Source organism: Enterobacter cloacae complex sp. AR_0002 (assembly GCF_001922365.1).
Classification (GTDB): domain Bacteria; phylum Pseudomonadota; class Gammaproteobacteria; order Enterobacterales; family Enterobacteriaceae; genus Enterobacter; species Enterobacter hormaechei_C.
The window spans coordinates 3,106,808-3,133,165 of record NZ_CP018814.1 but is presented as its reverse complement, the minus strand read 5'-3'; the positions used below and the strand labels follow the sequence as shown (position 1 = coordinate 3,133,165).

General features: G+C 48.0%; 23 protein-coding genes and 1 tRNA gene. 10 read left to right on the top strand and 14 right to left on the bottom strand.

The window, feature by feature from the left end; all coding sequences use genetic code 11:
• Positions 1–32: 32 nt before the first annotated feature.
• The 4 genes from silR to AM329_RS15420 all read left to right on the top strand — a co-directional run bounded on the left by silR (position 33) and on the right by AM329_RS15420 (position 3,360).
• Positions 33–713: a copper/silver response regulator transcription factor SilR gene (gene silR / locus AM329_RS15435; RefSeq protein WP_000697968.1), complete on the top strand. Its 681-nt coding sequence runs from the start codon at positions 33–35 to the stop codon at positions 711–713.
• Positions 706–2,187: a copper/silver sensor histidine kinase SilS gene (gene silS, locus AM329_RS15430; protein WP_001377740.1), complete on the top strand. Its 1,482-nt coding sequence runs from the start codon at positions 706–708 to the stop codon at positions 2,185–2,187. Before silR ends, silS begins: the two co-directional genes overlap by 8 nt.
• A gap of 244 nt (positions 2,188–2,431) precedes the next feature.
• Entirely contained in the window at positions 2,432–2,863 is a 432-nt protein-coding gene (gene silE / locus AM329_RS15425) for a silver-binding protein SilE (RefSeq protein ID WP_000790485.1), read from the top strand.
• A 146-nt stretch (positions 2,864–3,009) separates the two neighbouring features.
• Positions 3,010–3,360 (top strand): DUF305 domain-containing protein, encoded by a 351-nt coding sequence (locus AM329_RS15420; RefSeq protein WP_000647571.1) that lies wholly within the window; start codon positions 3,010–3,012, stop codon positions 3,358–3,360.
• A 168-nt stretch (positions 3,361–3,528) separates the two neighbouring features.
• Here the strand turns inward: AM329_RS15420 and AM329_RS15415 are convergent, their stop codons facing one another.
• The 7 genes from AM329_RS15415 to AM329_RS15380 all read right to left on the bottom strand — a co-directional run bounded on the left by AM329_RS15415 (position 3,529) and on the right by AM329_RS15380 (position 13,506).
• On the bottom strand, positions 3,529–5,355 hold the full coding sequence (locus AM329_RS15415) for an AAA family ATPase (protein ID WP_001239419.1): 1,827 nt from the start codon (positions 5,353–5,355) through the stop codon (positions 3,529–3,531).
• Between the two features lie 563 nt (positions 5,356–5,918).
• Positions 5,919–6,218 (bottom strand): helix-turn-helix transcriptional regulator, encoded by a 300-nt coding sequence (locus tag AM329_RS15405; RefSeq protein ID WP_001097216.1) that lies wholly within the window; start codon positions 6,216–6,218, stop codon positions 5,919–5,921.
• Between the two features lie 352 nt (positions 6,219–6,570).
• Positions 6,571–7,497 (bottom strand): hypothetical protein, encoded by a 927-nt coding sequence (locus tag AM329_RS15400; protein ID WP_000262420.1) that lies wholly within the window; start codon positions 7,495–7,497, stop codon positions 6,571–6,573.
• An 11-nt stretch (positions 7,498–7,508) separates the two neighbouring features.
• A complete protein-coding gene (locus AM329_RS15395; protein ID WP_001324699.1) occupies positions 7,509–9,065 on the bottom strand; it encodes a TnsD family Tn7-like transposition protein in 1,557 nt (518 codons plus the stop codon).
• Between the two features lie 40 nt (positions 9,066–9,105).
• Complete coding sequence (locus AM329_RS15390; protein ID WP_001049180.1) at positions 9,106–10,554, bottom strand: ATP-binding protein; 1,449 nt, start codon at positions 10,552–10,554, stop codon at positions 9,106–9,108.
• Entirely contained in the window at positions 10,554–12,677 is a 2,124-nt protein-coding gene (locus tag AM329_RS15385; protein ID WP_000351437.1) for a transposase, read from the bottom strand. Before AM329_RS15385 ends, AM329_RS15390 begins: the two co-directional genes overlap by 1 nt.
• Entirely contained in the window at positions 12,664–13,506 is an 843-nt protein-coding gene (locus AM329_RS15380) for a TnsA endonuclease N-terminal domain-containing protein (protein ID WP_000090707.1), read from the bottom strand. Before AM329_RS15380 ends, AM329_RS15385 begins: the two co-directional genes overlap by 14 nt.
• 199 nt (positions 13,507–13,705) lie before the next feature.
• On the opposite strand from AM329_RS15380, the gene AM329_RS15375 reads away from it, so the two are divergent.
• Positions 13,706–14,590, top strand: coding sequence for a site-specific integrase (locus AM329_RS15375; protein WP_226866570.1), 885 nt, complete (start codon positions 13,706–13,708; stop codon positions 14,588–14,590).
• 195 nt (positions 14,591–14,785) lie between these two features.
• On the opposite strand, the gene AM329_RS15370 is transcribed toward AM329_RS15375, so the two are convergent.
• A tRNA-Phe gene (locus tag AM329_RS15370) sits at positions 14,786–14,861 on the bottom strand.
• A 169-nt stretch (positions 14,862–15,030) separates the two neighbouring features.
• On the opposite strand from AM329_RS15370, the gene AM329_RS15365 reads away from it, so the two are divergent.
• On the top strand, positions 15,031–15,876 hold the full coding sequence (locus AM329_RS15365; protein ID WP_003855901.1) for an AraC family transcriptional regulator: 846 nt from the start codon (positions 15,031–15,033) through the stop codon (positions 15,874–15,876).
• 37 nt (positions 15,877–15,913) lie between these two features.
• On the top strand, positions 15,914–16,504 hold the full coding sequence (locus AM329_RS15360) for a LysE family translocator (RefSeq protein ID WP_032608340.1): 591 nt from the start codon (positions 15,914–15,916) through the stop codon (positions 16,502–16,504).
• Here AM329_RS15360 and AM329_RS15355 read toward each other — a convergent pair.
• The 5 genes from AM329_RS15355 to aspA form a co-directional block, all read right to left on the bottom strand.
• Positions 16,501–17,076, bottom strand: coding sequence for a transcriptional regulator (locus tag AM329_RS15355; RefSeq protein ID WP_003855905.1), 576 nt, complete (start codon positions 17,074–17,076; stop codon positions 16,501–16,503). The two genes, AM329_RS15360 and AM329_RS15355, sit on opposite strands and share 4 nt — an antisense overlap.
• A gap of 49 nt (positions 17,077–17,125) precedes the next feature.
• Positions 17,126–18,835, bottom strand: a complete 1,710-nt coding sequence (locus tag AM329_RS15350; RefSeq protein WP_032608341.1) for a protein-disulfide reductase DsbD — start codon at positions 18,833–18,835, stop codon at positions 17,126–17,128.
• A complete protein-coding gene (gene cutA / locus AM329_RS15345; protein WP_003855908.1) occupies positions 18,811–19,134 on the bottom strand; it encodes a divalent cation tolerance protein CutA in 324 nt (107 codons plus the stop codon). Before cutA ends, AM329_RS15350 begins: the two co-directional genes overlap by 25 nt.
• 113 nt (positions 19,135–19,247) lie before the next feature.
• A complete protein-coding gene (locus tag AM329_RS15340; RefSeq protein WP_003855921.1) occupies positions 19,248–20,549 on the bottom strand; it encodes an anaerobic C4-dicarboxylate transporter in 1,302 nt (433 codons plus the stop codon).
• Between the two features lie 116 nt (positions 20,550–20,665).
• The gene (gene aspA, locus AM329_RS15335; RefSeq protein ID WP_003855923.1) at positions 20,666–22,102 is read right to left on the bottom strand and encodes an aspartate ammonia-lyase; all 1,437 of its coding nucleotides are present in this window, start codon (positions 22,100–22,102) and stop codon (positions 20,666–20,668) included.
• A 334-nt stretch (positions 22,103–22,436) separates the two neighbouring features.
• Between aspA and AM329_RS15330 the strand changes: the two genes are divergently transcribed.
• Entirely contained in the window at positions 22,437–22,901 is a 465-nt protein-coding gene (locus tag AM329_RS15330) for an FxsA family protein (RefSeq protein WP_003855925.1), read from the top strand.
• A gap of 23 nt (positions 22,902–22,924) precedes the next feature.
• On the opposite strand, the gene yjeH is transcribed toward AM329_RS15330, so the two are convergent.
• Positions 22,925–24,172: an L-methionine/branched-chain amino acid transporter gene (gene yjeH / locus AM329_RS15325; protein ID WP_003855927.1), complete on the bottom strand. Its 1,248-nt coding sequence runs from the start codon at positions 24,170–24,172 to the stop codon at positions 22,925–22,927.
• A gap of 178 nt (positions 24,173–24,350) precedes the next feature.
• On the opposite strand from yjeH, the gene AM329_RS15320 reads away from it, so the two are divergent.
• Complete coding sequence (locus AM329_RS15320) at positions 24,351–24,644, top strand: co-chaperone GroES (protein WP_003855929.1); 294 nt, start codon at positions 24,351–24,353, stop codon at positions 24,642–24,644.
• Between the two features lie 40 nt (positions 24,645–24,684).
• Complete coding sequence (groL, locus tag AM329_RS15315) at positions 24,685–26,331, top strand: chaperonin GroEL (RefSeq protein WP_003855930.1); 1,647 nt, start codon at positions 24,685–24,687, stop codon at positions 26,329–26,331.
• Positions 26,332–26,358: the final 27 nt, after the last annotated feature.

The following is a 26,358-nucleotide window of genomic DNA, read 5'->3' as shown; positions in this document are numbered from 1 at the left end:
AGAATGACATTAGCAGCCAGCCGGGGAGCAAGATGAAAATATTGATCGTCGAAGACGAAATTAAAACAGGTGAATATCTCAGCAAAGGGCTTACAGAGGCAGGGTTCGTAGTGGATCACGCTGATAATGGTCTTACCGGATATCATCTCGCCATGACAGCCGAGTATGATTTAGTCATTCTGGATATCATGCTACCTGATGTGAACGGCTGGGATATCATCCGCATGCTGCGCACTGCCGGAAAGGGTATGCCGGTCTTACTGCTGACAGCCCTCGGCACGATCGAACATAGGGTCAAAGGACTGGAACTGGGTGCGGACGATTATCTGGTTAAACCCTTTGCGTTTGCCGAACTGCTCGCCCGGGTGAGAACCCTTCTGAGGCGGGGAAACACGATGATCACGGAAAGCCAGTTTAAGGTGGCTGACCTCTCGATTGATCTCGTATCCAGAAAAGTCAGTCGCGCCGGAAACCGCATTGTGCTCACCAGTAAAGAGTTCAGCCTGCTGGAATTCTTCATTCGCCATCAGGGAGAGGTTCTTCCCCGCTCCCTGATTGCCTCTCAGGTCTGGGACATGAATTTTGACAGCGACACTAATGCGATCGATGTCGCAGTAAAGCGACTCCGCGCTAAAATAGACAACGATTACGAGACAAAGCTGATCCAGACAGTCCGGGGCGTGGGCTACATGCTGGAGGTCCCGGATGCATAGCAAACCTTCCAGACGCCCTTTCTCACTCGCTCTGCGGCTGACCTTTTTTATCAGCCTGTCCACGATACTGGCTTTTATCGCATTCACCTGGTTTATGCTGCATTCTGTTGAAAATCATTTTGCCGAGCAGGATGTCAGCGATCTTCAACAAATCAGCACCACACTGAACCGTATACTGCAGTCCCCGGTGGATCCGGATGATAAAAAAATAAGCAAAATAAAGGAATCAATTGCCAGCTACCGCAACGTTGCCCTTTTGCTCCTCAATCCCAGGGGGGAAGTGCTCTTTAGCTCAGCTCAGGGGGCGGCACTACGCCCGGCAGTGAATTCAGCAGATTTTAGCGAGCACAGCCGCGCACGGGATGTCTTTCTCTGGACGGTGGAGGATCCTGCGGGACCGATGGATACCGGGTCCAAAATGAAGATGGAAACATACAGGATTATCGCCTCCTCTGGTCAGGCGATATTTCAGGGCAAACAGCAGAACTATGTCATGCTGACTGGCCTATCCATTAATTTCCATCTCCATTACCTCGATGCGCTGAAAAAGAACCTGATTGCGATTGCCGTCGTGATAAGCCTGTTGATTGTTCTGATCATTCGAATCGCTGTCCGTCAGGGGCACCTGCCCCTTCGTAATGTCAGCAATGCCATTAAAAACATCACCTCCGAGAATCTTGATGCGCGACTGGAACCGACACGCGTTCCCATTGAGCTGGAGCAACTGGTTATCTCGTTCAATCATATGATTGGAAAGATTGAGGATGTCTTTACCCGCCAGGCCAATTTCTCTGCCGATATCGCGCATGAGATCAGAACGCCCATCACCAATCTGGTGACGCAGACTGAAATCGCACTGAGTCAGGATCGAACACAGAGGGAACTTGAGGATGTCCTCTATTCCAGTCTTGAAGAGTATAACCGGATGACCAAAATGGTCAGCGATATGCTGTTCCTGGCACAGGCAGATAATAATCAGCTGATACCTGACAGGGTCATGTTTGACCTCAGAGCGGAAGTCATGAAAGTCTTCGAGTTTTTCGAAGCCTGGGCCGAAGAACGCAATATCACGCTCAAATTTAACGGGATGCCCTGCCTGGTTGAGGGAGATCCACAAATGTTCAGAAGGGCGATCAATAATCTGTTATCCAATGCCCTGCGTTATACCCCGGAGGGACAGGCAATCACCGTCTCAATAAGAGAGCAGGAGAGCTTTTTTGACCTTGTGATTGAAAATCCGGGGAAACCAATCCCTGAAGAGCATTTATCAAGGTTGTTTGACCGTTTTTATCGGGTGGATCCGTCCAGACAACGAAAAGGAGAAGGCAGCGGCATCGGCCTTGCGATTGTGAAGTCAATCGTGGAAGCACATCACGGAAGAGTGCAGGTGGAATCGGACGTACACTCAACGCGTTTTATCTTATCCGTGCCCAGACTGGAGAAAATGATTCCGGACACCCAGTGCTGGGAATAAAGATTTAAATGACAAAGATGTCATTAGCCTGTCATGCAGCAAACAGAAGCCATTCGATATAATTAGTGCAACTTATCAGGAAGGCTGGATTGCTTTATCAATATCCGGCGTCAGTGGACGCCAGGAAATGAATATCCAGTCCCCTCCCGGAGAAATAAACACTTCCGAACCTGTTTCAGTTATGGAACTGAAAACACCGGTTGTACTCCCCCGGACATCACTAATTAAGAAATGGAGAGTTATCATGAAAAATATCGTATTAGCATCCTTGCTGGGCTTTGGCTTAATTTCTTCGGCCTGGGCCACTGAAACCGTGAATATCCATGAGCGGGTCAACAATGCACAGGCACCTGCTCACCAGATGCAGTCTGCTGCGGCTCCTGTCGGGATCCAGGGGACTGCACCTCGTATGGCCGGTATGGACCAGCATGAACAGGCCATTATTGCTCATGAAACCATGACGAACGGGTCGGCGGATGCGCACCAGAAAATGGTGGAAAGTCATCAGAGGATGATGGGAAGTCAGACCGTTTCCCCTACCGGGCCGTCGAAGTCATTAGCGGCAATGAATGAGCATGAAAGAGCTGCAGTTGCCCATGAATTTATGAATAACGGTCAGTCTGGCCCACATCAGGCCATGGCCGAAGCGCATCGTCGCATGCTCAGTGCAGGCTGACGGCGAGGGAAGTATCTGTGCTGTCCTTATTTCCTTGATAGATTTTTCCGTAACCGGATATATGGCAACATCTTTGCCCCCTACAGGGGCATTTTTATCAGATTCTGCTACAGTTAACGGGCATCAACGCTAAAAGGATATTTTTTATGAAAGCCAGAAACACTTTATTTGCAGTATTAATGTTATCCCTGCCAGCGATTTCAGCAGAACATTCAGAAATGAAAATGACTGATATGTCTACCTCGGCTTCGTCACAGGAATATATGGCTGGCATGAAAGACATGCATGACAAAATGATGGCTGCCGTAAATGAGTCCGATCCCGACAAGGCTTTTGCGAAAGGCATGGTAGCGCACCATGAAGGGGCAATAGCAATGGCTGAGACCGAGCTCAAATACGGAAAAGATCCGAAAATGAGAAAGCTCGCGCAGGACATCATTAAAGCTCAAAAAGGTGAAATTGAGCAGATGAATAAATGGCTTGATAGTCAAAAGTAAACATTGTAGAAATGTCACGACAAGCGTGATTTTACATCGTTCCTGGGCGCGGGAGTCGGTTAATCTTTATATAATTCAAACCCGATTAATTTCGGGTTTTTACTACTCTGTACTCCGGTCCTTTGTTGAGGACCGGAATATATGCACCTGAGATGCTTATTTAATACATTATCTCGTCATGGATACAATGTCGCTCAGGATCTCAACCAGCTCGCTTCTCTCCTGCGTTCCGTCATGATAGGTTGATCTTGAGATGATTCTTTCTGATGTCATCTGAGGCCAGAATTTATCTAGTACATTATCGGGTTTCATTCCCACAGCCCGGCCGATTATTTTTTTAGCGTCACAGGTGTCCGTAAACGTGACGGCTACACCAGTAATTTCCTCGATAAGATCCGGGCACAGATAGTTTTCTATCTCACGTTTGCGCGTAGCGAAAAATACCTTACCGGCCTCCTCTACTTCTTTTTTACGCTTCTGGATGGACAGAACCTGTGCAGGGTCTCCCCCAATATCGGAGTCCAGAAATACGCACCAGGGAAGCCCCAGATCTTTGGCCAGATTCAATGTAACCCAGTGTTTGACGCTACCACACCCTCCTATGAGGACTGGCACTATTTTCACGTCCTCCAGAGAGGCTGGCAGCGCACCTGACTGTTTTAATGAACTGGCCGCATGCCTCAGGAAAGTAACATCCGACTTTCCCTCTACCAGAACAATCCCCTGCGCCCTTTCCATACCGGTCTCTGGCAGCACCCCCAGGCTTTCAGTGGCTTCCTTCAGCACTGCGTCATCCGGCATTTTTACTACGGGTTCACCCGCCTCATTTCGGGTAACATAACGTACGCCTTCGACAGGGATTAATCCGGCCAGCGCCGGGACATGGGTGGTGACGATAATCTGACGGTGCGGCTGGCCTGCCAGTGCCAGTAACGCTTTCATCAGCATCATCTGATAGTTCGGATGCTGTGACGTTTCAGGCTCCTCTATGGCATAAATCACATTTCTGGGCGTCCCCGCGACATTCTTTTCAGCCTCAGCCCGAAAAAAATTCAACAGGATAAGCCTCCTTATCCCGCTGCCGCGCTTATTGATGGGGATGCCATTTTCCCCGTCCAGGGTGAAATTGAAGGTCCACTTGGGTTTCTCCTTAAATCGTGGAGTCAGTTCACTGGCGAGTTCGGGGGCCATTTCACGTAATTTATCCAGCGTTCTCTGTGCGACATCCAGGACGCTGTCCTGAATCTCATTTTCCAGCGCTGTAATTTTGTCCTGCAGCGCAGCCTGAGCGTCTTTTACGGCCTGCTGTAAGGGGTTTTTAGCTTCGGAATCCCCGTCGCTGCTTTCCCTGTCGGCTTTGAAAATCGCATACGTGGGCAGCAAATCGAGGATCTTACCCCATAATGATTTTGTGTCGGTTCCGAACTCTTTATCGACATCCAGCATAATTTCCGAACAGGTATAGGGGGCTGCGGCTTCCCTGATGGCCTGACGCCATAACGATGCAGTGCGTTTATCCGCCACATTTTTTTCAACTTCTTTTCCCACCGCCTTGAGCTCAGAAATTTTCATGCCCAGTAAATTTCTCAGGGGCTCCTCATCCGGGTGGATGCAGCGGATGCAGGTCTGCTCCGGTTTTCCTGAGGTCGTTGCTTTAAACGTTTTGACGATTTCAAAATTGCCGTCCTCATTCAGCAGATGTTCTGAGGCGAGCGTGGTCTGCACCCTGTCGTCGATCATGATAAAATCGGGCAGGTCATCAAATTCACAGGCTATTTCAAAACGGCCGTCCCCTTCTCTTAGGCTGAAACAGTTCATGTCATTCTTGTCAGCCTTCATTCCTTCTGTTTCAAAAAAAATAGCCAGCGCTTCCAGAAGCGTTGATTTCCCAAAGTCATTACGACCGACAATACCCGTCATGCTTTCATCAATAATGATTTCAGTAGAGTTTCTGTAGCCTCTGAAGTTTTTCAGTTTTAATTTTCTGAGCCGCATATGAAGTCCTGTGTGTAAGAAAGCGTTTTGCTGCAACCTGAATACAAAATATATTTTCAAATGCCTGCCAACAAGCAGGGATAACCGTTATTCAGAATATCTTAACGACATTTCGGGATTATGATCTGGTCGCGCTTTCAGAACTTTACTGCCCCTCAAAACACCGGAAACTAACTTGTGGTTGGTTACATGGCAAAGTTAAAACTCCAGAATCACGGGTAATGATTTCAATGCTTATTATATTTTTTGGAATTGACTCATGAGCTTTATAATTTAAATGATAATAATAACCATTCTTTTATGCGTAATATTTGCTACTGACACTGATGAATTTAAAAGAAGATAGATTTTCATTTACGGATTATTTCCTAAATTCATCGATAATGTGATCGACATAAAATTTTCACTGAAGAATGAAGAGATAATTTAAGGCCGAGCGAAATAGCTCAAAATGGTGTATTTAACATAACAGAAGAAATGAAAGGCTCTATCGCAACCTGATACTTCAGGCCGCTAAGGGGTTAATCTTGTTGAAGAAAAATTAGACCGGGAAGCGCCAGGCGTCACCATTTCTCCCGCCTGGCTGGAAGTGAAGAATAATTGTGCATAGCTCCGTATTCGGGCTTTGCATCTGACAATGGTTCCCTGGATGAAAGTACGATCTCCACTCCAAGGACGCTGAACACCCTAAACAAACGCTCAAAACCCGCACTTGCAGGGTTGGCCTCTAGTCGGGCATAAGTTTGCTGTGTTATACCCAAACGTTCAGAAACATCTTTTTGCGTCAGTCCATTGGCTTTGCGAAAGCCGATTAAAACAGGACGTAACTGATTCAAAGTCTTCAAAGCGTATTGAGTGTTCATAAGTGACCTTCCGTATCGACGAGTTAACAAGCATAACGCAGGGATTTACAGCATATAGGCTGTAATGCTCATTAACAGACTATAGGCTGTAATACGAATCCTGCCAAGATGCGGCATCTTTCAAATACAAGGCCGTATTGGGTAAGCAGTACACCGTTATATAGCACCCCTTGCCCCTTTGCTGGAGAGGGACCCACGTGATCGCAGGTCTTTTAGACGTTGTTGCTAACCGGCATCATACACAGGTGGTAACCCCCAGGGAAACTCTATGAGTGATAATTTATTCCTGCCCCAGTCAAAATATAAAACCTTATCTAACTAGCTTTCTTAGTATTTTATAAATGAAGTGAAATTAGCGAAGAAGTTTTACATTGTAAAGTGAGCAAAAATATTTACCATTCAACTGGCAAAATTTACAATCTGCAGCCCTTAGCCTGAGAAAATGCACATTAACAGAATAATCATCAAGTCCGATAGAGGCATAACTTACGTCCTCAAAAATATCAGAAATAAATGAGTTGAAATTACAAAAATTAACTTCACTTAACATCTTGAACACCGCAGAAATATATCTATCATGCATTATCTTGACTTCGATAACCTTAGATAAACTTGAATGCGACTTACATTTGAAGAGATCAAAGAGAAAGTAAATCAGCATATTTTTATTGTCCGAAATCCATTTTAAAATTTTATTACGTGCACATGGTAATATATACACTGGATTTTTGAAAGGGTTTGAAACGTCAACCACAAGGGAACAATAACCATGAGGATTTATTCCACTTATAATTAAGTCACTAAGTCCTTTCACTGCATTCAAATAGTTATCAAAACAAACCTCATATAAACTGGTACTATGAACTGCACATTTAGATTCAAACAACCATCTATGACGCAGATAACCAATGCCTTTAGAGTGTATATCTTCAACAATACATTTGTGACAGTAACGAATGTTTGAGATGTTTACCAATGGATATGAATTAGTTATGTGAAAATTTTTCCGACAGGCATCTTCAATAGCGTTAAAATACCCGTAAACACCAGAAGATAACGACACTATATTGGAAGTTAGTATATAACCATTTCTAGTGGCAAGAATGTCATATATATCCTGCAAGCTATGCAATTTGTACATATCAATCAGTTCGAAACGAGGAAAGGCATCGTACCTTAGTGCGCCATGCTTTGATATTATGTTCCTGCAATTGGATAAGTTATACATTATCTGTGAACGCAGAAGAAAACTGTGCCACAATTCATTTTCGTAAACCATATAACTCCCTCTTATTTAATTAGTTCCATTTTTCTGAGAAGTATCATTGTCATTGGTAGTTTATCTCTGTATTTCAAAAGCCAGCCATGCCCTCCCAGTAAAGCATCTAGACTTGTAAGTGACATCGAGTACTGCCCCTGAGATAAAACATCATTTATTAATGATGATGAGATAATATCTCTCTCGCTCCAGTCTACTCTTTTATTTTTATAGCATCGTATTGTTTTAGGAAGACAGGAATTAAGCCAGTCACATTCATGTTTATTTAGCCAATAGAAACTTGCATAACAACTTTCTTTGACTAACTTTCGTGTTATAGAAACGGATTGATTATGTATAAATCTTAATATTTTCTGCTTATGACGCCGTCTTAAAGAATCTTTTTTACATTTTTTACGCCATGAGCATAAACCGTAACAAGATGAAATTACAGAGGATACAGCTCCTTCCGATAATGAGTTTTTCTCAGCTATGGATGCCAGACTAAACCCCCTTACAGCCATAGACTTGATAAGCAATTCAGTGAATATATTAATTTTTGTGTTTCGCTTAAACGCCCTCAGGTATTTTTTATAAATAAGTGTTTTAATGTAACATCTGCTGCGACTAAATTCCTTCCCAAGGTTGCTAACACTAGTATTATTTTCAACTATATGAAAACTGTATTTCTTATGACTTTTAAAGATTTCTTTCTTTTTATTAGTACGACTTCCTGCATACGTTGGCCAGCAAGTATTTAACAAACAATAACAAAGCAAAAGATGCTTTGTGGGATGCTGACAACATTTGTCTTTGAGTATAGGCTCCCAGTAATGATAATCAGTTAGGGATGTTGGTATAAGTCCCGATGAACCCTCCCCAAATAACTGGCACTTAGCATAAACATGTGCGTAGAATACATTTTTCTTTAAATTTCCATCCAATGATAATAAATTCAACTTTTTAAGTACATCCATGTAATTGGGGTGTGTAATATCTTTTCTTCTGATTATATTTAGGGACTCATAACAAAACTTAGCAAAATCGAAGTCTATCTCATTGCTAAGTTGTTCTGTATACGAAACAGGAGGCATCAGTCCAATACGTATGTGCGGTGAAGAAGGGACATGGATGCTTTCAAGCGCTACCGGATGCCGATGGCAGGTTGTAACCCCATGAAGCTGATGCGCCAGATGCCAATAAGTAACACCATAATGAAAAGTATCTTCACGAGCGCAAACCGGGCAAAACTTCAATAGTGTGCGCTGCCCTAGTGAAAAATTACTAAGGCGGCACAATCGATTAAGCCTGGCAGGGGTCGTGTTGAAATCCATAATTTCATTACGACTGATTGGTAGTGCCCAGGCAAAAAGAGGGAGTAAAGTCTGTTCATGCCAGAGCTGATCTGCACTTTCGGATGTATGAAGAGAAATAGCCTTTAATCCTGAATTGAGAATTGGATGGACGTTCATATCAGGTTTGTTGAAAATGATCGTTAACAGAGAAGATGGGGACATACCGTACACGGTAGTTGTCCGACAAAACCGGCTGAACAAGGATTCATCAGGCAAAACAGGCAACATTCTCATTTCCCACACCTCTCTTTGACCGTTACGAACTGTTACCTCATTACAATTTATTAAGTGGATCTATATTTATAAGCCCGCAACGCTGAAGAGCATCGTAGGTATTTTTCTTTTCAGCTGTTCTGTTGATAACAAGATCGTGGTCAAGAGACAGTATTTTCTCGTCGAAATTGCGCAAAACCTCGTCTATTTTTCCTACGAATTCCTTGTGCTGTGGCCTGTCTATATCCCCAGGGATCAAAGACTTTAGGGACTTCTCTGCCATGATTTTAGCCGAAGCATCACCCTCATTAGATGCAGAGAGCCATTTAGCTTCCTCATCTTCAGTCGCGGCCCCCGGGAGTGGAGTATCCTTATATTCCTCCGTATGACTCACGAGTACCGGTACAGAGGCCGACAAGACTGCGCCAGTGATGATTTCATTGCCGCTACCGATAACCTTTAATTGTGCCCCCCGATAAATCATCTGAGCCAATCCAATATTGCCTTTAGATAAAATGAATAATTTTTCGTTTAACTCATCATTTAATGGAGTTTCAACATTTGTCCATTGTAATGGCCATAAATAATGAATAAACGATTGCCAGTCTTGTGAATCGTATCTAACATTCTTAATTTTCATGTAACCACCAGACTCTGCCCGCCTGGCAATTCTCATTTTCTTTGTCAGCGTCTCGTCAAAAGGATGATTTCCACAAAAAACCATAGATACCCCCATGGAATCTACAATTTCATGTAAAAAATCAATCAACTTACTCTCACCCCCGGTTCTTGAAAATTTAAGCCTCTGCATTTCATCAATAACAAGGATACCCAAAAATGATGATTTAATTCTTTGTGCAATCTGGCGAGCCAGAGCACCATTTCTAATCTCAGGTGTAGTTCGTTCAATACCAATTGCATCATCTAATTTTTGTAAAATCTCTTCACAAAGGTCTCTCACACTTGAATTGTATGGACAATTAATCTTTACCCATACAATTTGCTTACTGAAGCCGGGAAAAACTCCTTTATAGCTGCTGTGTTCTATAATCTGAGGGAAATGATCCATGACTTGCTCAATCATGGTAGTTTTTCCAGAACCACTCATTCCAACTATCGTAATAGTTTCAGCCTGGGATTTAAAATATCCACTTTCTGGCTCAATATCAGGACGCTCATTTCCATAGTAATGAAGATATTGAATTGTTCCGCTTTTTAAAGGATTACGAGCTGCATAGCTTTCCCTAAGTGCCCGTAAGATCATCTTATAAGCCTGGATAAGATTGGTTTGAGGGCAACGGAATTTCTTTATACGTTCGACATACTGCTCTCTAACATTCGCCGGGGCAGTCCAGCGGATTTTTTCGTCAATTTCGGGGAAATAACTCATTTCCAGAAGTACTTCATCTTCCGTAAGCGCTTCAGGAAGTGCTTCAATTAAGGGATTGCCACGATACTCAGGTAACTCCTGTTCTTTATATATCGCTGAAACGCGCCGTATAAGATTCATTATTCTGCGTCCTCAGTCTTCTTCTTACCTTTTAACCATCTTTGTTTCTCCTCCCGGCCAGGCAAAAGCAGAACATTACTGGATGAAGGAAGTAGGGGTTCAGATCTTCCATTAGCAACATGAGTTCGTCCTAATGAATCAAGTTCATTTTTCCTGTTCTTTTTAATATCTTTACCATGTACCCGGCGAGATTCGTATATTTCATTTAATCTTTCGTTACCTTTCCTGTTAAATTCATCTTTATTATTGATATTGCTGAGCGAATCCAGAGTAAATAAATTAATTTCTTTTTGAGTATCTACCCAATCAGCCATTACATCTGTATCAAGATGAGCTTTCCCTTTAAATACATCTCTTTTCTTAAGTAGGTAATGTTTTTTGAAAATGCTATTTTTGTCAAATCTTACATATATATAATCTACGCAATTGTCATCTATTCTTGCTTCACAAGTGGTTCTTCCAAATACTCTGACACCTGATGCAATTTCAGGATCACATTCATAAAAAAGATTATTGTACTGAATCCCACCGGCGGTAATGTTAGCGTTCACAGGGATTAACAATCGTGCGATCACTTCGTCGGCCCCAACGGCTCTTGCGCTGAATCTCCCGTGCTTTAAGCTTATCATCCAACTATTTTTTGGTGATATTACGAGATCATTTTCAATCAGTAAGGGATTGATATAAGCCAGTTCCTCATACGTTCTCTGATTATGTGCAAGTATCTCCCGAATCAGTAAAGACGTGACCTCCTGAATCGTTAAACAAGCCCTGGATTGCGGTGTTGGCTCTCCTTTAACAATCTTTCCCCTTCGTGTTGTTCCAATAAGCCTATGAATAACCTCATCATTCAGAATGCCGAAACAGCGTTCAACAATGCTTTTTCTGTCGCCTCTACCGACTGGCGCAAACTCAAGTTTTGTCAGGGGGGTCATCTCTTCCTGAGGTTTAAGACCAATCATCTCCCCGTTGTCACACATCAATGTTAATGGAATGTGAGAACAAGGCCAATCATCATCAGTAATAGAGATTCCAAATAATCTACAATATTCTTTTTTTGGCATAAAGCAATTTGCTAACGCTTGTCGGGCGGCTCGCCATGAAGCATGGTATAAAGAAACATGAAGGCCAACAATCATTCTTGTTGCACGATCCACCACTGTATAAATAGTAGGACGCCCAATGACTTTTCGTCTGTTTAAACTCGAAATAAGATGTACATCAGCGACAGTTGAGTCTATTTCGAAAACATCACCCGGCAAAACAGTTGTATTAGCCACACTACCTAAAAGCGCCCGCATTTTGAGGTCTATTTCTTTTTTCGTGTTCTTCTTATTTATCGAGAAATCTTTAGTGAAGAGTTTTTTATTCCAGTATGAAAATTGTTTTAAAGAAGGAACATATGGAGCTCTATTTTCTAGGTTTGCTGTTTTAATTTCATCCCTAAAATACAAATCAATATGTCTCTCTAATGTTTTCTTTATCGTATCTCCGTTAACTTTATAATGATACGTAATGAGAGATTTTCTAATATTATTTATATCTCTTTCATTAAGAATGAAAACACGTGATCGTTCATTAGGTAATGCTCTGTTTTTTTTGGAATTCCCAAGTTTAATTTCATGTTTGATTCTACTTTTCCCAGCGGCGCCACAGTTCGAGAATGCGGGTAGCAATGCATAAATATCCTGCCCATGTCGCCAATACAACGCCAGAAGCGTTCTGATAGTATATTGTGATATTTTTTTATTTCTTGAGTAATCCATTAAAAGGTGCGACTTTTTATGTAATGCATAGTCGAACAGAAACATTCTGTCATCTACAAGATCTTTAATGATATTGTAATTTTCATCTCGCCTTCCTCTGTCTTTATCTGTTAATTCTTTCTCATCTACTAACATATATGAAGGATATATATAATCTTTACAAGTTATGCTATTTGATTCAATATAATATTTAAACATTGAAAATGAGAAAGGGATTGGCTTACCCGTTCTTTCTGATTTTATTTTAAACAAAATTAACAAATCGACCTTTCTGTCAAAATCCAAAACACGGTAAAGTCCCTCTGCAAGCAAATCAGTGCCTTGAGAGAGCCAGACTGAATTCCTAATAATATCCATTTGCGTTCAGTCCTATATAGTGGTCATTGGAAATTATCTTTATCAGACCGGTTTCGAGTATTGGATATGATAAATCAACATTTATCATTTTTAATCCAATCATTGCCTGCAATAACATCATCGCTTCTTGTGCATCTACCCCAAAGATTGATGAAATCATTGCACGTAGTCCTACTATGGGATAAACATCTGGTTTAAGCTTCCATAGGATTTTATCAAGAGGATATTTATCATAAAATTCAGAACCATCTCTTAATACAGAAGTAGCCCAGCAAATGTTTTTACCGACGACGTTATTGAGTTCCGAGCCAACATAAATTTGAAACTCAACATCAATCAACTGCCAAAACATCCTCTCTATTTCAAGTTTTTGGGCTTCGCGTTCAGGTATGCTCTCGTTATGTTTTACTGCTATAGCTTTGTATCGAAGTCCGCCTTCAGGAGTTCTCAAGGTCAGTAAAAAATCGGTTGTCATAACATTCAGAACTTCGACAGGTACTCCTCTTACTCCCCTCACCATAGGATGTTGAAAATGTAGATGATTTGCTATTTGTTGGGTAAGCCGGAGAGGAAAGAGTGGGAATTGTTCCCGGATATCAATCACCGAGTCATTAAACTCAGCCAGATAGAAAAAGTTACTTTCGACAGAAGAAAGGAGATGATGGTTTCGAAACGTCTTAAGGCCAAAGACTATCGAACGGTTTCCACGGGATTTAACGTCCTGAGCTCTAAGCCAGGGCTGATAACTTTGGCCATAGCCCACTCCTATGCCGTCACCTAGCGCATTTTCATAATCCAAATAGGATTTGAGACGCCTACCCCTAGCCATGATCGTACCCTAAAAACGACATTGATACGTACCTATATGTGTATTTTATAGTCTCCAACCCTATAACCACACATTCAGTAAGTATACAACATTAGCGTCGTTTTTTGAGAATGGTTACAACTTTAGTGCTTTGTGTACAACTTTATTGTCCTCGGACAAGGGGTTCCTGAAATTTACGGGGGCTGACATAACCCCATCAATGGTTACTCATCATGAAGTTCTAAGATGGCGGCGATATGTACTCAGAGAAAAACAACAATCGGCGCAGACCTGGAACAATAAAATTGCACATCTCAGGGCCCTCTATAACTATGCTATGGAAAGTGGTTTATTGCCTGCGGGCAAAAACCCTTTTAACAACTGCACTGTACAGCGGGACAGAAAGAAAAAACGGACTTTAAACCGCTCTCAGCTAACCCGCCTTTATCTGATAATGCAGCAGGCTGAAATTGAATCCAACCGGAAAATTTTCGCACGTGGCGGGCGGAGTGCGCTTTACCCGGCTTGGTTCTGGATAACCGTCCTGGATACGCTCAGATATACGGGAATGAGGCAAAATCAACTGCTGCATATTCAGCTCAGGGACGTCAATCTGACAGAAGGCTATATAGATCTGCGCCTTGAGGGGAGTAAAACGCACAGGGAATGGCGCGTTCCCGTTGTTAAGCAGCTGCGTTTGCGGCTACAGCTTCTTCTTACACGGGCAACGGAGGCTGGAGCCGGGCCAAAAGATAACCTCTTCGATGTCAGTTTTTACATTGCCGGGAAAAAAGCAAAATCTGACAGAAATGATGTGACAGTGATGCATCAAAAGATCCGCTCCTTTTTTCGCCGTCTGTCAAAGGAATGTGGTTTTGCCGTTTCGCCGCACCGTTTCAGACATACCCTGGCTACAGAACTGATGAAAGCACCGGAAAGGAATCTTCAGCTGGTTAAAGATTTACTGGGTCATCGTAGCGTAAGCACAACAATGGAATATGTGGAACTCAAGATGGACATTGTGGGAAAAACACTGGAAGAAGAATTGTCCCTGCACACAGATCTCTGTGTAGAAAGGGAATTACAACTATTGACACAAAACTGATTGACTGGGATTATTGCCAGTGATCGAGAGAAGGGGGCCTGCGCGAACAGGCTCCCTCACTTGAGGGACTGATTCAGAAACGTTAACCAGTGCAGATACGCCTACACCGGAGGACATTCCGTAATGACCGGCCCCTGTATTAACCGCCCGTTAAGGTTCTCATCTCTTAACCAGCGTGCTTTGATGCAAAATTAGTGGTGCCCGGACTCGGAATCGAACCAAGGACACGGGGATTTTCAATCCCCTGCTCTACCGACTGAGCTATCCGGGCAACGGAGCGCATTAAACCGCAATCGCGCGCGATCGTCAACATTATTTCGGGAAAAGCTGTTCAACTGCTTAAGTTTGCGGCAATCTGTCCGTTTGTGCCCTGGAATTGCACAAATCTTCCAGACAGTTCAGGCAAGATGTGACAATGCTGACGGTAAGAGGAGGGCAGTATGGCAAACGACTGGCTTGAGCTGCGTCAGCATGCAGAAACAGGTATTGAGACAATTAAGGCGCATTTCGAAGGACATGCCTTTGATCCCCACTGGCATGATAGCTATCTGGTCGGAATAACCCTTTCCGGTACGCAGCAGTTCCACTGTCGCCGTGAACGCCACCGTAGCCAGCCGGGCGATGCTTTTTTACTTGAGCCCGGGGAGATCCATGACGGTGATGCGCCGGTAGAGGGCGGCTTTACTTATCTGACCTTTTATCTGGATGAACACTGGCTCACCCATACGCTTCAAGGCCTGTATGACTCTACTCCCGGGAGTTACACTCTCCACTTTGCCCAAACGCTGACGCGAGAGCCTCAGTTGGTGCGCGCTATCGGTGATACATTTGCCTCGTTGCATAACGATGAGATGAAGATCGTCCAACAGAGCACAATGGATAACCTGCTCTCTCAGATAACTACCCACTGTCACTGGCGTAAGAAACTCCCGTCGCAATTACAAAGCTCCGCTGTGGCGCATCGTGCCCGCGACTATCTCTATGCGCATATCGGCGAGAACGTGGGGCTATCAGACCTTGCCCGCGAGACGGGTACGGATCGCTTTACCCTCACCCGCTGTTTTAAACGCGAATTTCACCTGGCACCGCACGCCTGGCTTATCCAGCTGCGACTGGCAAAGGCCCGACAGATGCTGGCGTGTGGGGAACTGCCTGTTGATGTTGCGACGGCAGTGGGTTTTGCCGATCAAAGCCATCTTGGTCGCTGGTTCCAGCGTGCATACCGTATTTCTCCGGCACACTACCGCCGGTTGTGCACAAACCTTCCAGACGTTTCCAGAAAATAACGGCACATTCGTGGCTCTAATAAAAAAGGAGTCACCTGTGAATTTATTACCCTTCCTGCTGTTTGCATTTGTCGCCTCGATTACACCGGGGCCAACCAACATTCTGGTACTGGCTAACAGTCAGCACTTTGGCGTAAAAAATACGGTTCCTGCGATCCTGGGCGGGTGTATTGCCGCCAGCGCTATTGTTCTGGTTTCAGGCGCTGGGGCAGGAGAAGTGTTACGCCAGTATCCATTGATACGTCAGGTAATGAGCTGGGCGGGTGTGCTGTGGCTTTCCTGGATGAGCTGGCAGCTGTTTAGCGCCACGGCCGCGAATCTCTCCTCCAGCAGTCACGTCCGATTTACCGCGCGGGCGGCGGCGTTACTACAGGTTGTAAACCCAAAAACATGGATGATGGCGCTGGCAGTTGTCAGCCTGTTTGCTCCGGCAAGCGACCATGCATTACGGGATATTACGCTGATGGCGCTATGGTTTCTGGCGATCTCCGTGGTCTGTTTGTTGTGCTGGGCGTGGCTGGGGAAGGCGGTGAACCGGATTTTCCGCACCACCGTGGCGATGGTGCGATTTCAGCGCGCGATGGCGCTGTGTTTGTTTATTTCCGCCTGGATGGGAATGCTGGCTTAGGTCAGTGCACCACCCATACGACACTGCGCGAACCGCAAAATATCTTCCGCCAGACGGTGCGCCGTATCCACATCCGCCTGGCTACGGTTCACCAGCATGCGGCTCAGGCAACCTTCCAGCACCAGCTCCATCTGCTTCGCGACCATTGCCGGATCATCCACTTCTAGTGTGGTCAGCAGCTCATGTGTGAACTCGTGCGCGGCTCGTTTTTGCTGATCTGCCAGTTGATGGATGGGGTGCCCAGGATCCGGATAGTAGGTGCAGGCGGCGATAAACAGACAACCTGGGTAACGGTTGTTGGTAACACACTCCGTCAGTGCGGTATAGCGCGCCAGCAGCTTTTGCTCGGTGGTCAGTTCTTCATTCAGCATCAGCTGCCTGCGCCAGATATCCACCTGCTGGCTGAGATAGCGCAGGGCATCGTACAGCAGCGCCTCTTTATCCGGCCAGAAGCGCCTAAGTTCATCCAGAGGGTAATCGATACGGTCGGCGACCATCTCAAGCGTGGTGCTGGCGATCCCTTGAATCTCAAGCAATTGCAGGGCTTGTCCCAGTACGTCTTCGCGTTGCACGGTTATCTCCTCCGCTATTCCCAACGGTTTGTCCCGTCTAAAGTGTTGTTTACGGTTGGCGATTGCGCAAATGCGCGTTGAATGCCGTCGCGTCCATAAACCCGGTTACACGCTGCGTCGGCTGTTCTTCCCCCTGTTCATTGAAGAACAGGATGGTAGGCAACCCGAGCACTTTAAGTTGCTTCAGCAGAGCCTTATCCTGCGTGCTGTTGGCGGTAACGTTCGCCTGGAGCAGAACGGTATCGCTCAGCGCATGTTGTACCTGCGGATCGCTGAAGGTGTATTTTTCAAACTCTTTGCAGGCCACGCACCAGTCGGCATAGAGATCGAGCATGACCGGTTTGCCTTTCGCCTGCGCCAGGGCGTGGTTAAGGTCATCTACGTTTTTAATCTGTATAAAATTCAGATGAGCCTGCGTTTGACCTGCCGGGGTGCCAAACGCCCAGTCCTGTAGCGGACGGACGCTCACCAGCGCGGCCGCCAGCAGAAGGATCTGTAGCAGGCGCATCCACGGTTTCTTCGCCCCCAGACTCACGATAAACGCCCAGCTGAAGAAGGCCACGCCGAGCATCGCCCAAAGACGTGTACCCCACACATCACCGATGATGCGCTCCAGCAGAAATACCGGCAGCGCCAGAATGACAAAACCAAACGCGGTTTTCACCGTCTCCATCCACGGGCCGCTTTTCGGCAGCAGACGATTGCCAAACACCGTCACCAGGATCAGCGGCAGGCCCATGCCGAGCGCGTAGAGGTACAGCGTGCCGCCGCCGAGCCACAGGTTGCCGCTCTGAGCAATGTATAACAGAATGGCGCTCAGCGGCGCAGTGGTGCAGGGGGAGCAAATCAGCCCGGCGATGGCACCCATGGCGAACACGCCGCCCGCAGAGCCACCCTGCTGACGGTTGCTCATCAGCGTCAGACGGGTTTGCAGGGAAGAGGGCAGTTGCAGGGTGAACAGGCCAAACATCGACAGCGCCAGCAGAATAAACACCGCTGACAGTCCGATAAGCACATAAGGATGCTGAAGGGCGGCCTGGAACTGCAACCCGGCAGCGGCGACCACTAGGCCGAGCGCCGTATAGGTTAACGCCATGCCCTGTACATAGATAAAGGCCAGCAACAGCGCACGGGCGGTGGAAAGGCGTTGTTTACCGCCCAGCACGATGCCAGAGATAAGCGGGTACATAGGCAGTACGCAGGGCGTAAAGGCGATGCCGATACCAATCAATAACGCCCAAAGTGCTGATAACGGAAGGTCTGAAGTGGCTTCGCCTGCGCCTTCACCCTTCATCCTGGCCCTCTCCCCTGATGGGAGAGGGGAGGCAGCGCCTTTCACTTCGCTAAGCGGAACGACCTTTGTTTCAGGTGGGTAACAGAATCCGGCGTCTGCGCAGCCCTGATAGGTGACCGTTAATGTGGCACCTTTATCGGCATGGTTCACCGTGACGGGCACGCTTAAGCGCTGGCGATAAATTTCACTCTTACCGTAGAACTCGTCCTCGTGCCACACGCCAGCGGGCATCTGCAATGCGCCGACGTTCGCCTTTGTCGGCGTGATGCTGACCTGCTTGCGATAGAGGTAGTAACCCTCTTTCACCTGCCAGGTGAGACTGAGATCGTGCTGGTTTTGCTGAAAGTCGAAAACGAATGCCTGGTCGGCAGGAATAAAGTTCGAACGGCCGGGTGCGTCAAACAACCCGGCAAAAACTGACGTGCTGCACAGCAGCAGGATCAGCGTAATGAAGCGTTGAGCCATGAGAGATAATCGTTATCGCCGTGGACCACTGGCAGCACCAGCAGCTCCGGGGTTTGGTATGGATGATGAGACTTGAGGCAGTCGAGGAGAGCCTGCTGGTTTGTCAGGTTGGTTTTGAGCAACATCTGGACTTCGTACTCTTGCTCCAGCTTGCCTTCCCAGTAATAAAGGGAGGTGGCGCCGGGAAGAAGCGTGACACAGGCAGCCAGTTTTTCGGCCAGCACTTTGGCGGCCAGATCCTGGGCAGAAGCTTCATCAGGGGCGGTGCACAGTACAACAACAGCATCAGGCGTGTTCACAAGTCGACCTCCTCATCACGAAAGTCTTCACTATATCACGCAAGGCGGTTGGTCATTAATGAAACGGGCCGCAGAGCGGCCCGTTTTTAACTATTTTTACAACGGCTAATCGTTTACAGCACAATGCCGCCGATGATAAAGCCGAGGATCACGCAGAGCGTAATCGCCACCACGCCCGGGATGAGGAACGCGTGGTTAAACACGTACTTACCAATACGGGTTGAGCCGGTGTCATCCATCTCAACTGCGGCCAGCAGGGTTGGGTAGGTTGGCAGCACGAACAGGGCGGAAACCGCTGCAAAAGAGGCAATCGCCGTCAGCGGCGTCACGCCCAGCATCAGTGCCGCAGGCATCAGCGCTTTGGTGGTCGCAGCCTGGGAGTACAGCAGCGTCGCGGCAAAGAACAGCACTACTGCCAGCAGCCACGGATAGTTGTGCAGCAGGTCGCCTGCAACGGTCTGGATATCGCTGATGTGCGCTTTCACAAAGGTATCACCGAGCCACGCCACGCCCAGCACGCACACGCAGGCGCTCATACCGGATTTGAAGGTGCTGGCGTTCAGCACTTCGCTGGTGTCGATTTTACAGGTGATGCTGATCAGCGTCGCGATGGTCAGCATAAACACCACAATGGCTTCGTTACGCGGCAGAACCGGGTTCTGGATCAGACCTACCGTGTCGCTGATGGCGGTCGCGTAGAACATCACGGCGACGATACCAATCAGAAACAGCAGCACGGAGCGTTTTGCATGCGGCTTCAGCTCGAAGACCTGGCTACCGCGCAGGCTCACTTCACCTTTTGCCAGACGCTCCTGGTAAACCGGATCGTCTTTCAGCTCGGCACCGAGGAAGTTACACAGCACGGCAGTGATCATTACCGCAATCAGCGTGACCGGAATACAGATTGCCAGCAGCGTCAGGTAACTTACGCCCATTGGCTCAAGGATGCCCGCGAAGAAGACCACCGCCGCGGAAATAGGCGAGGCGGTAATCGCAATCTGGGAGGCGACCACGGCAATAGAAAGAGGGCGAGACGGGCGAATACCCTGCTCTTTCGCCACTTCGGTGATGACCGGCAGCGTGGAGAAGGCAGTATGGCCAGTACCGGCGAGAATGGTCATAAACCAGGTCACCAGCGGGGCAAGGAAGGTGATGTATTTCGGATGGCGACGCAGCATACGCTCCGCCAGGCTCACCAGGTAGTCCATACCGCCAGCGACCTGCATGGCCGCGATAGCAGCAATAACCGCCATGATGATTTCGATAACGTCAAAAGGGATTGCGCCGGGTTTAATCTGAAAGATCAGGGTAAGTACAAGCACTCCGAGACCGCCAGCAAAACCGATGCCGATTCCCCCGAGTCGTGCGCCCAAATAAATCGCCAACAGGACGATGACGAGTTCTGCTCCAAACATAAAGACCTGCCTTGCTCATTAACAAGTTGATATTGAATTGTTGTGTTTTGGTAACGCCCATAAAGAAAAAAGGCACGTCACAAGTGACGTGCCTTTCGGAAGCTTAGCCTGAACGGTTACTGTTCGCTTTCATCGGTATATCGTTTCGCTTTATATGCCGGGTGCATCAGGTTCTGGGCGGAGAAGATATCGTCCAGTTCGGCTTCGGTCAACAATCCTCGCTCGAGAACCACCTCACGTACGCTCTTACCGGTTTCGGCACAAATCTTCCCGACGATATCGCCGTTGTGGTGGCCGATGAAGGGGTTGAGGTAGGTGACGATGCCGATGGAGTTATAGACGTAGCCTTCACACACTTCTTTATTCGCGGTGATGCCGTTAATGCATTTTTCCAGCAGGTTGTAGCAGGCGTTGGTCAGAATATGGATAGATTCAAACATCGCCTGGCCAATCACCGGCTCCATCACGTTCAGCTGGAGCTGACCGGCTTCGGAGGCCATGGTGACGGTCGTATCGTTACCAATAACCTTGAAGCAAACCTGGTTCACCACTTCTGGCACCACCGGGTTCACTTTAGCTGGCATGATGGATGAACCCGCCTGCAACTCTGGCAGGTTGATTTCATTCAGGCCAGCGCGCGGACCGGAGGAGAGCAGGCGCAGGTCGTTACAGATTTTGGACAGTTTCACCGCCAGACGTTTCAGGGCGCTGTGCACCATCACGTAGGCGCCGCAGTCTGAGGTAGCTTCAATCAGGTCTTCCGCAGGCACAACCGGCAGGTTGGACACTTCAGCCAGCTTCTGTACCGCCAGTTGCTGATAGCCATCTGGCGTGTTCAGGCGTGTACCGATGGCGGTTGCGCCCAGGTTCACTTCCAGCAGCAGTTCGGACGTACGCAGCAGGTTTTTCGTCTCTTCGTTCAGCAGCACGTTAAACGCGTGGAATTCCTGTCCGAGGGTCATTGGCACCGCGTCCTGCAACTGGGTACGGCCCATTTTCAGGATGTCCTGGAACTCAACGGCTTTACGCTGGAAGCCATCGCCCAGCTGATTAATCGCGTCGACCAGTTTGACGACAGAGGCATACACCGCGATGCGAAAGCCGGTTGGGTAGGCGTCGTTGGTGGATTGACATTTGTTAACGTGGTCGTTCGGGTTCAGGTACTGGTATTCACCTTTCTGATGACCCATCAGCTCCAGGCCGATGTTTGCCAGCACTTCGTTGGTGTTCATGTTGACAGAGGTGCCCGCGCCGCCCTGATAGACGTCGACCGGGAACTGATCCATGCATTTGCCGTTGTTCAGCACCTCATCGCACGCGGCGATAATCGCATTTGCAGCGCTTTTAGGAATGGTTTGCAACTCTTTGTTTGCCAGAGCCGCGGCTTTTTTTACCATCACCATGCCACGCACAAATTCAGGGATGTCGCTGATTTTGCTGTTGCTGATGTAGAAGTTTTCAATCGCTCTCAGAGTGTGAACACCATAGTAGGCATCCGCTGGAACTTCCCTGGTACCCAACAAATCTTCTTCGATACGAATGTTGTTTAACATGTGAACCTTCTTTTCAAGCTGCCGATGGATTGTACTAAACACACAGTATATATGTGGTTTTGAATATTTTATGACCGACGATTATTCCCTCAATCGGCCAGATGTTCGAGATCATATGCTGATGATAGCGAATTGCCGTAAGCTGGATCACTTATTATCGACCCGATTTCATGATAATTATTAATCTGTGAAATATGTCACCGCTTTAATATTTCCAGAAAAAATATCCGTGCAAACCGATTGAAATTTGGCTAACCGTCGCCATCTCTTATCTACGCGCTTCGCGAACACATTCAGTCAGGGCCAGAAGGCACCTGCCATACAGGAGATGCCAGTGCGCTGGATACCATTTATTGCTTTCTTTCTTTATGTTTACATTGAAATTTCGATTTTCATCCAGGTTGCCCATGTGCTGGGCGTCCTGCTGACGCTGATTCTGGTGATCTTCACCTCCGTCATCGGCATGTCGCTGGTGCGCAATCAGGGTTTCAAAAATTTCCTGTTAATGCAGCAGAAGATGGCCGCAGGCGAAAGCCCGGCCGCCGAGATGATCAAAAGCGTGTCGCTGATTATTGCTGGTTTGCTGCTGATCCTGCCGGGCTTCTTTACAGACTTCCTCGGCCTGCTGTTGCTGTTGCCGCCGGTGCAGAAGCACCTGACCATGAAGCTGCTGCCGCATCTGCGTTTCAGCCGTATGCCAGGCGGTGGTTTCAGCACCGGCCCGGGGGATACCTTTGAAGGGGAATACCAGCGTAAGGATGAGCAACGCGACCGGTTAGATCATAAAGACGATCGGTGAGTTTCTGGCCCGGTGGCGCTCGCTCACCGGGCCTGCGGAGCTTGCCGCTTCGGTAAAAACACCCACAGCCCCGCCAGCATGACGATGGCGTACACACTCTTCCATCCCACCATCGCCAGCAGCATCAGGCACAGGACACACCCGACAGCCGCCAGCGCCTTAAAACGTCCTTTCAGTAGCCGACAGCCCGCCAGCATGCACAGCAGGTAGATCATGATGAAAATACCGTTGGCGTAGACAATCAGCGCGTCAAGGTTGATGTCGAGGAGATAAATGGCCAGGGAACTCACCACGCAGCAGCCCAGTACGGTATTCAGCGCATTCACCGGAAGCTGACGCTTTGACAGGCGTGAGAGGGGGCTATCCGGTTTATAAAGTGCCTGAGACCACACCAGCCGGGCGAAGCTCTGAATATAAATGTTGAGGCTGGCAAAGCAGGCGAGATAGCCAATCACGCAGGCTACCCACAGGGCTTTAACACCAAACAGCTGCACCACGATGCCCGGCAGCGACGCGGCGGCGGCTTTCTCTTCACTGAACGCGTTGAAGTGCAGCACCAGTACGGTACAGGCCCAGTACACGGTGCCCGCCAGCAGCAGGCCAATCATCAGAGCGCGGGGAAAGTCACGCTCGGGCTGTTTAAACTCGGATGCCAGATGAGCGAACGCCTCCAGACCGACGAAACACCAGAACATGACGGATAGTGCAGCGAAAAGCTGTGCGTGGTCGATGTCGTTAATCGCGGGGAAAGGGATATCCGCCACCGTAATGTCACCCGCAAACCAGATGGCGACGATCAGCGCGACAATTAACACGGCGACCAGCGTTTGCAGATTGGCGCTGGAACTGGCCCCTCGCGAGCCAACCCACCAGACAATCGCCAGCGTACCGATTTCAGCCAGCAGCAGTTGTTCATCGTGCCAGCCAAACAGCGCCTGTCCGAAGCCGGTTGCGATATGCAGGGCTGCCGGAAGGCCAACGGGTATCACCGACAAAAATAGCCAGCCGGTGACACGCTCCATCCGCGGCCCAAACGCCATGCCGACAAAATGCGCTACGCCGCCTGCGCTCGGGAAGTGCCGCCCGAGTATGGCAAAGACAATCGCCACCGGAAACACCAGCACGATCAGCACCGGCCATGCCCAAAGACTGTTATTGCCGGCAACCAACGCCGCCAGCGCGGGAACCGCAAATACCCCCGTGCCTAACAAAGACGTTGAGAGTAAGCCAATGCCCTGCGCCAGCCCCAACTCCTGCCTGAGTCCACTCATTTACCTCGTCCCGCCACCATCAAAAGAGAGTGGATGGTAACACTTTCGCAAATTTTTTTTCGATTACCCCTTGAAGGGGTAAAAAGCTATCCCCATCTCTCAGGGCACTAGCCGGAAAACCGCATGCGGGCCGGCGTCATCCATAACTGATAATGACTTTCTCAAAGGAGAGCTATCAATGAGTATTCGTCCGTTACATGATCGTGTGATCGTCAAACGTAAAGAAGTTGAAACCAAGTCTGCTGGCGGCATCGTTCTGACCGGTTCAGCAGCAGCAAAATCAACGCGTGGCGAAATCATCGCTGTCGGTAAGGGCCGCATCCTGGAAAACGGAACTGTGCAGCCACTGGACGTTAAAGTTGGTGACATCGTCATTTTCAACGATGGCTACGGCGTGAAATCCGAGAAGATCGACAATGAAGAAGTGTTGATCATGTCCGAGAGCGACATTCTGGCAATTGTTGAAGCGTAATTAACGCACGAAAACTGTACGAATTTGAGGAAATAAGAACATGGCAGCTAAAGACGTAAAATTCGGTAACGACGCTCGTGTAAAAATGCTCCGCGGCGTAAACGTACTGGCAGACGCAGTGAAAGTCACTCTCGGCCCGAAAGGCCGTAACGTAGTGCTGGACAAATCCTTCGGCGCGCCAACCATCACCAAAGATGGTGTTTCTGTTGCACGTGAAATCGAGCTGGAAGACAAGTTCGAAAACATGGGCGCACAGATGGTGAAAGAAGTTGCCTCTAAAGCGAACGACGCTGCCGGTGACGGTACCACCACCGCGACCGTACTGGCGCAGGCGATCATCACCGAAGGCCTGAAAGCCGTTGCTGCGGGCATGAACCCAATGGATCTGAAACGTGGTATCGACAAAGCCGTCGCTTCCGCTGTTGAAGAACTGAAAGCGCTGTCCGTACCGTGCTCTGACTCTAAAGCCATTGCTCAGGTTGGTACTATCTCCGCTAACTCCGACGAAACCGTAGGTAAACTGATCGCTGAAGCGATGGATAAAGTCGGTAAAGAAGGCGTGATCACCGTTGAAGACGGTACTGGTCTGGAAGACGAACTGGACGTGGTTGAAGGTATGCAGTTCGACCGCGGTTACCTGTCCCCATACTTCATCAACAAGCCAGAAACTGGCGCTGTTGAGCTGGAAAGCCCGTTCATCCTGCTGGCTGACAAGAAAATCTCCAACATCCGCGAAATGCTGCCAGTGCTGGAAGCCGTTGCGAAAGCAGGCAAGCCGCTGGTAATCATTGCTGAAGACGTTGAAGGCGAAGCGCTGGCGACCCTGGTGGTTAACACCATGCGTGGCATCGTGAAAGTGGCAGCGGTTAAAGCACCTGGCTTCGGCGATCGTCGTAAGGCGATGCTCCAGGATATCGCTACCCTGACCGGCGGTACCGTGATCTCCGAAGAGATCGGTATGGAGCTGGAAAAAGCGACTCTGGAAGACCTGGGCCAGGCGAAACGCGTTGTGATCAACAAAGACACCACCACCATCATCGACGGTGTGGGTGAAGAAGCCGCTATTCAGGGCCGTGTTGGTCAGATCCGTAAGCAGATCGAAGAAGCAACTTCCGATTACGACCGTGAAAAACTCCAGGAGCGCGTAGCGAAACTGGCAGGTGGCGTAGCGGTAATCAAAGTCGGTGCGGCTACCGAAGTTGAAATGAAAGAGAAGAAAGCACGCGTTGACGACGCCCTGCACGCGACCCGTGCTGCGGTAGAAGAAGGCGTGGTTGCTGGTGGTGGTGTCGCGCTGGTGCGTGTAGCCGCTAAACTGGCTGGCCTGACTGCTCAGAACGAAGACCAGAACGTGGGTATCAAAGTTGCGCTGCGCGCAATGGAAGCTCCGCTGCGTCAGATCGTGTCCAACGCCGGTGAAGAGCCGTCTGTGGTTGCGAACAAGGTGAAAGCGGGTGAAGGTAACTACGGTTACAACGCGGCAACTGAAGAATACGGCAACATGATCGACTTCGGTATCCTGGATCCAACTAAAGTGACCCGTTCTGCTCTGCAATACGCGGCATCTGTAGCTGGCCTGATGATCACGACCGAGTGCATGGTGACCGACCTGCCTAAAGGCGACGCGCCTGACTTAGGTGCTGCTGGTGGTATGGGCGGCATGGGTGGCATGGGCGGCATGATGTAATCATGCTGTTCTGAACCTCTCATAACG

Excerpts from the sequence above, each read along its gene's own strand:
- AM329_RS15405 (WP_001097216.1), bottom strand. The coding sequence starts at position 6,218 with ATGAACACTCAATACGCTTTGAAGACTTTGAATCAGTTACGTCCTGTT.
- silE (WP_000790485.1), top strand. The coding sequence starts at position 2,432 with ATGAAAAATATCGTATTAGCATCCTTGCTGGGCTTTGGCTTAATTTCT.
- aspA (WP_003855923.1), bottom strand. The coding sequence starts at position 22,102 with ATGTTAAACAACATTCGTATCGAAGAAGATTTGTTGGGTACCAGGGAA.
- silS (WP_001377740.1), top strand. The coding sequence starts at position 706 with ATGCATAGCAAACCTTCCAGACGCCCTTTCTCACTCGCTCTGCGGCTG.
- AM329_RS15365 (WP_003855901.1), top strand. The coding sequence starts at position 15,031 with ATGGCAAACGACTGGCTTGAGCTGCGTCAGCATGCAGAAACAGGTATT.
- groL (WP_003855930.1), top strand. The coding sequence starts at position 24,685 with ATGGCAGCTAAAGACGTAAAATTCGGTAACGACGCTCGTGTAAAAATG.
- AM329_RS15420 (WP_000647571.1), top strand. The coding sequence starts at position 3,010 with ATGAAAGCCAGAAACACTTTATTTGCAGTATTAATGTTATCCCTGCCA.
- yjeH (WP_003855927.1), bottom strand. The coding sequence starts at position 24,172 with ATGAGTGGACTCAGGCAGGAGTTGGGGCTGGCGCAGGGCATTGGCTTA.
- AM329_RS15380 (WP_000090707.1), bottom strand. The coding sequence starts at position 13,506 with ATGGCTAGGGGTAGGCGTCTCAAATCCTATTTGGATTATGAAAATGCG.
- AM329_RS15385 (WP_000351437.1), bottom strand. The coding sequence starts at position 12,677 with ATGGATATTATTAGGAATTCAGTCTGGCTCTCTCAAGGCACTGATTTG.
- silR (WP_000697968.1), top strand. The coding sequence starts at position 33 with ATGAAAATATTGATCGTCGAAGACGAAATTAAAACAGGTGAATATCTC.
- AM329_RS15390 (WP_001049180.1), bottom strand. The coding sequence starts at position 10,554 with ATGAATCTTATACGGCGCGTTTCAGCGATATATAAAGAACAGGAGTTA.
- AM329_RS15400 (WP_000262420.1), bottom strand. The coding sequence starts at position 7,497 with ATGGTTTACGAAAATGAATTGTGGCACAGTTTTCTTCTGCGTTCACAG.
- AM329_RS15340 (WP_003855921.1), bottom strand. The coding sequence starts at position 20,549 with ATGTTTGGAGCAGAACTCGTCATCGTCCTGTTGGCGATTTATTTGGGC.
- AM329_RS15375 (WP_226866570.1), top strand. The coding sequence starts at position 13,706 with ATGGTTACTCATCATGAAGTTCTAAGATGGCGGCGATATGTACTCAGA.
- AM329_RS15320 (WP_003855929.1), top strand. The coding sequence starts at position 24,351 with ATGAGTATTCGTCCGTTACATGATCGTGTGATCGTCAAACGTAAAGAA.
- AM329_RS15415 (WP_001239419.1), bottom strand. The coding sequence starts at position 5,355 with ATGCGGCTCAGAAAATTAAAACTGAAAAACTTCAGAGGCTACAGAAAC.
- AM329_RS15395 (WP_001324699.1), bottom strand. The coding sequence starts at position 9,065 with ATGAGAATGTTGCCTGTTTTGCCTGATGAATCCTTGTTCAGCCGGTTT.
- AM329_RS15350 (WP_032608341.1), bottom strand. The coding sequence starts at position 18,835 with ATGGCTCAACGCTTCATTACGCTGATCCTGCTGCTGTGCAGCACGTCA.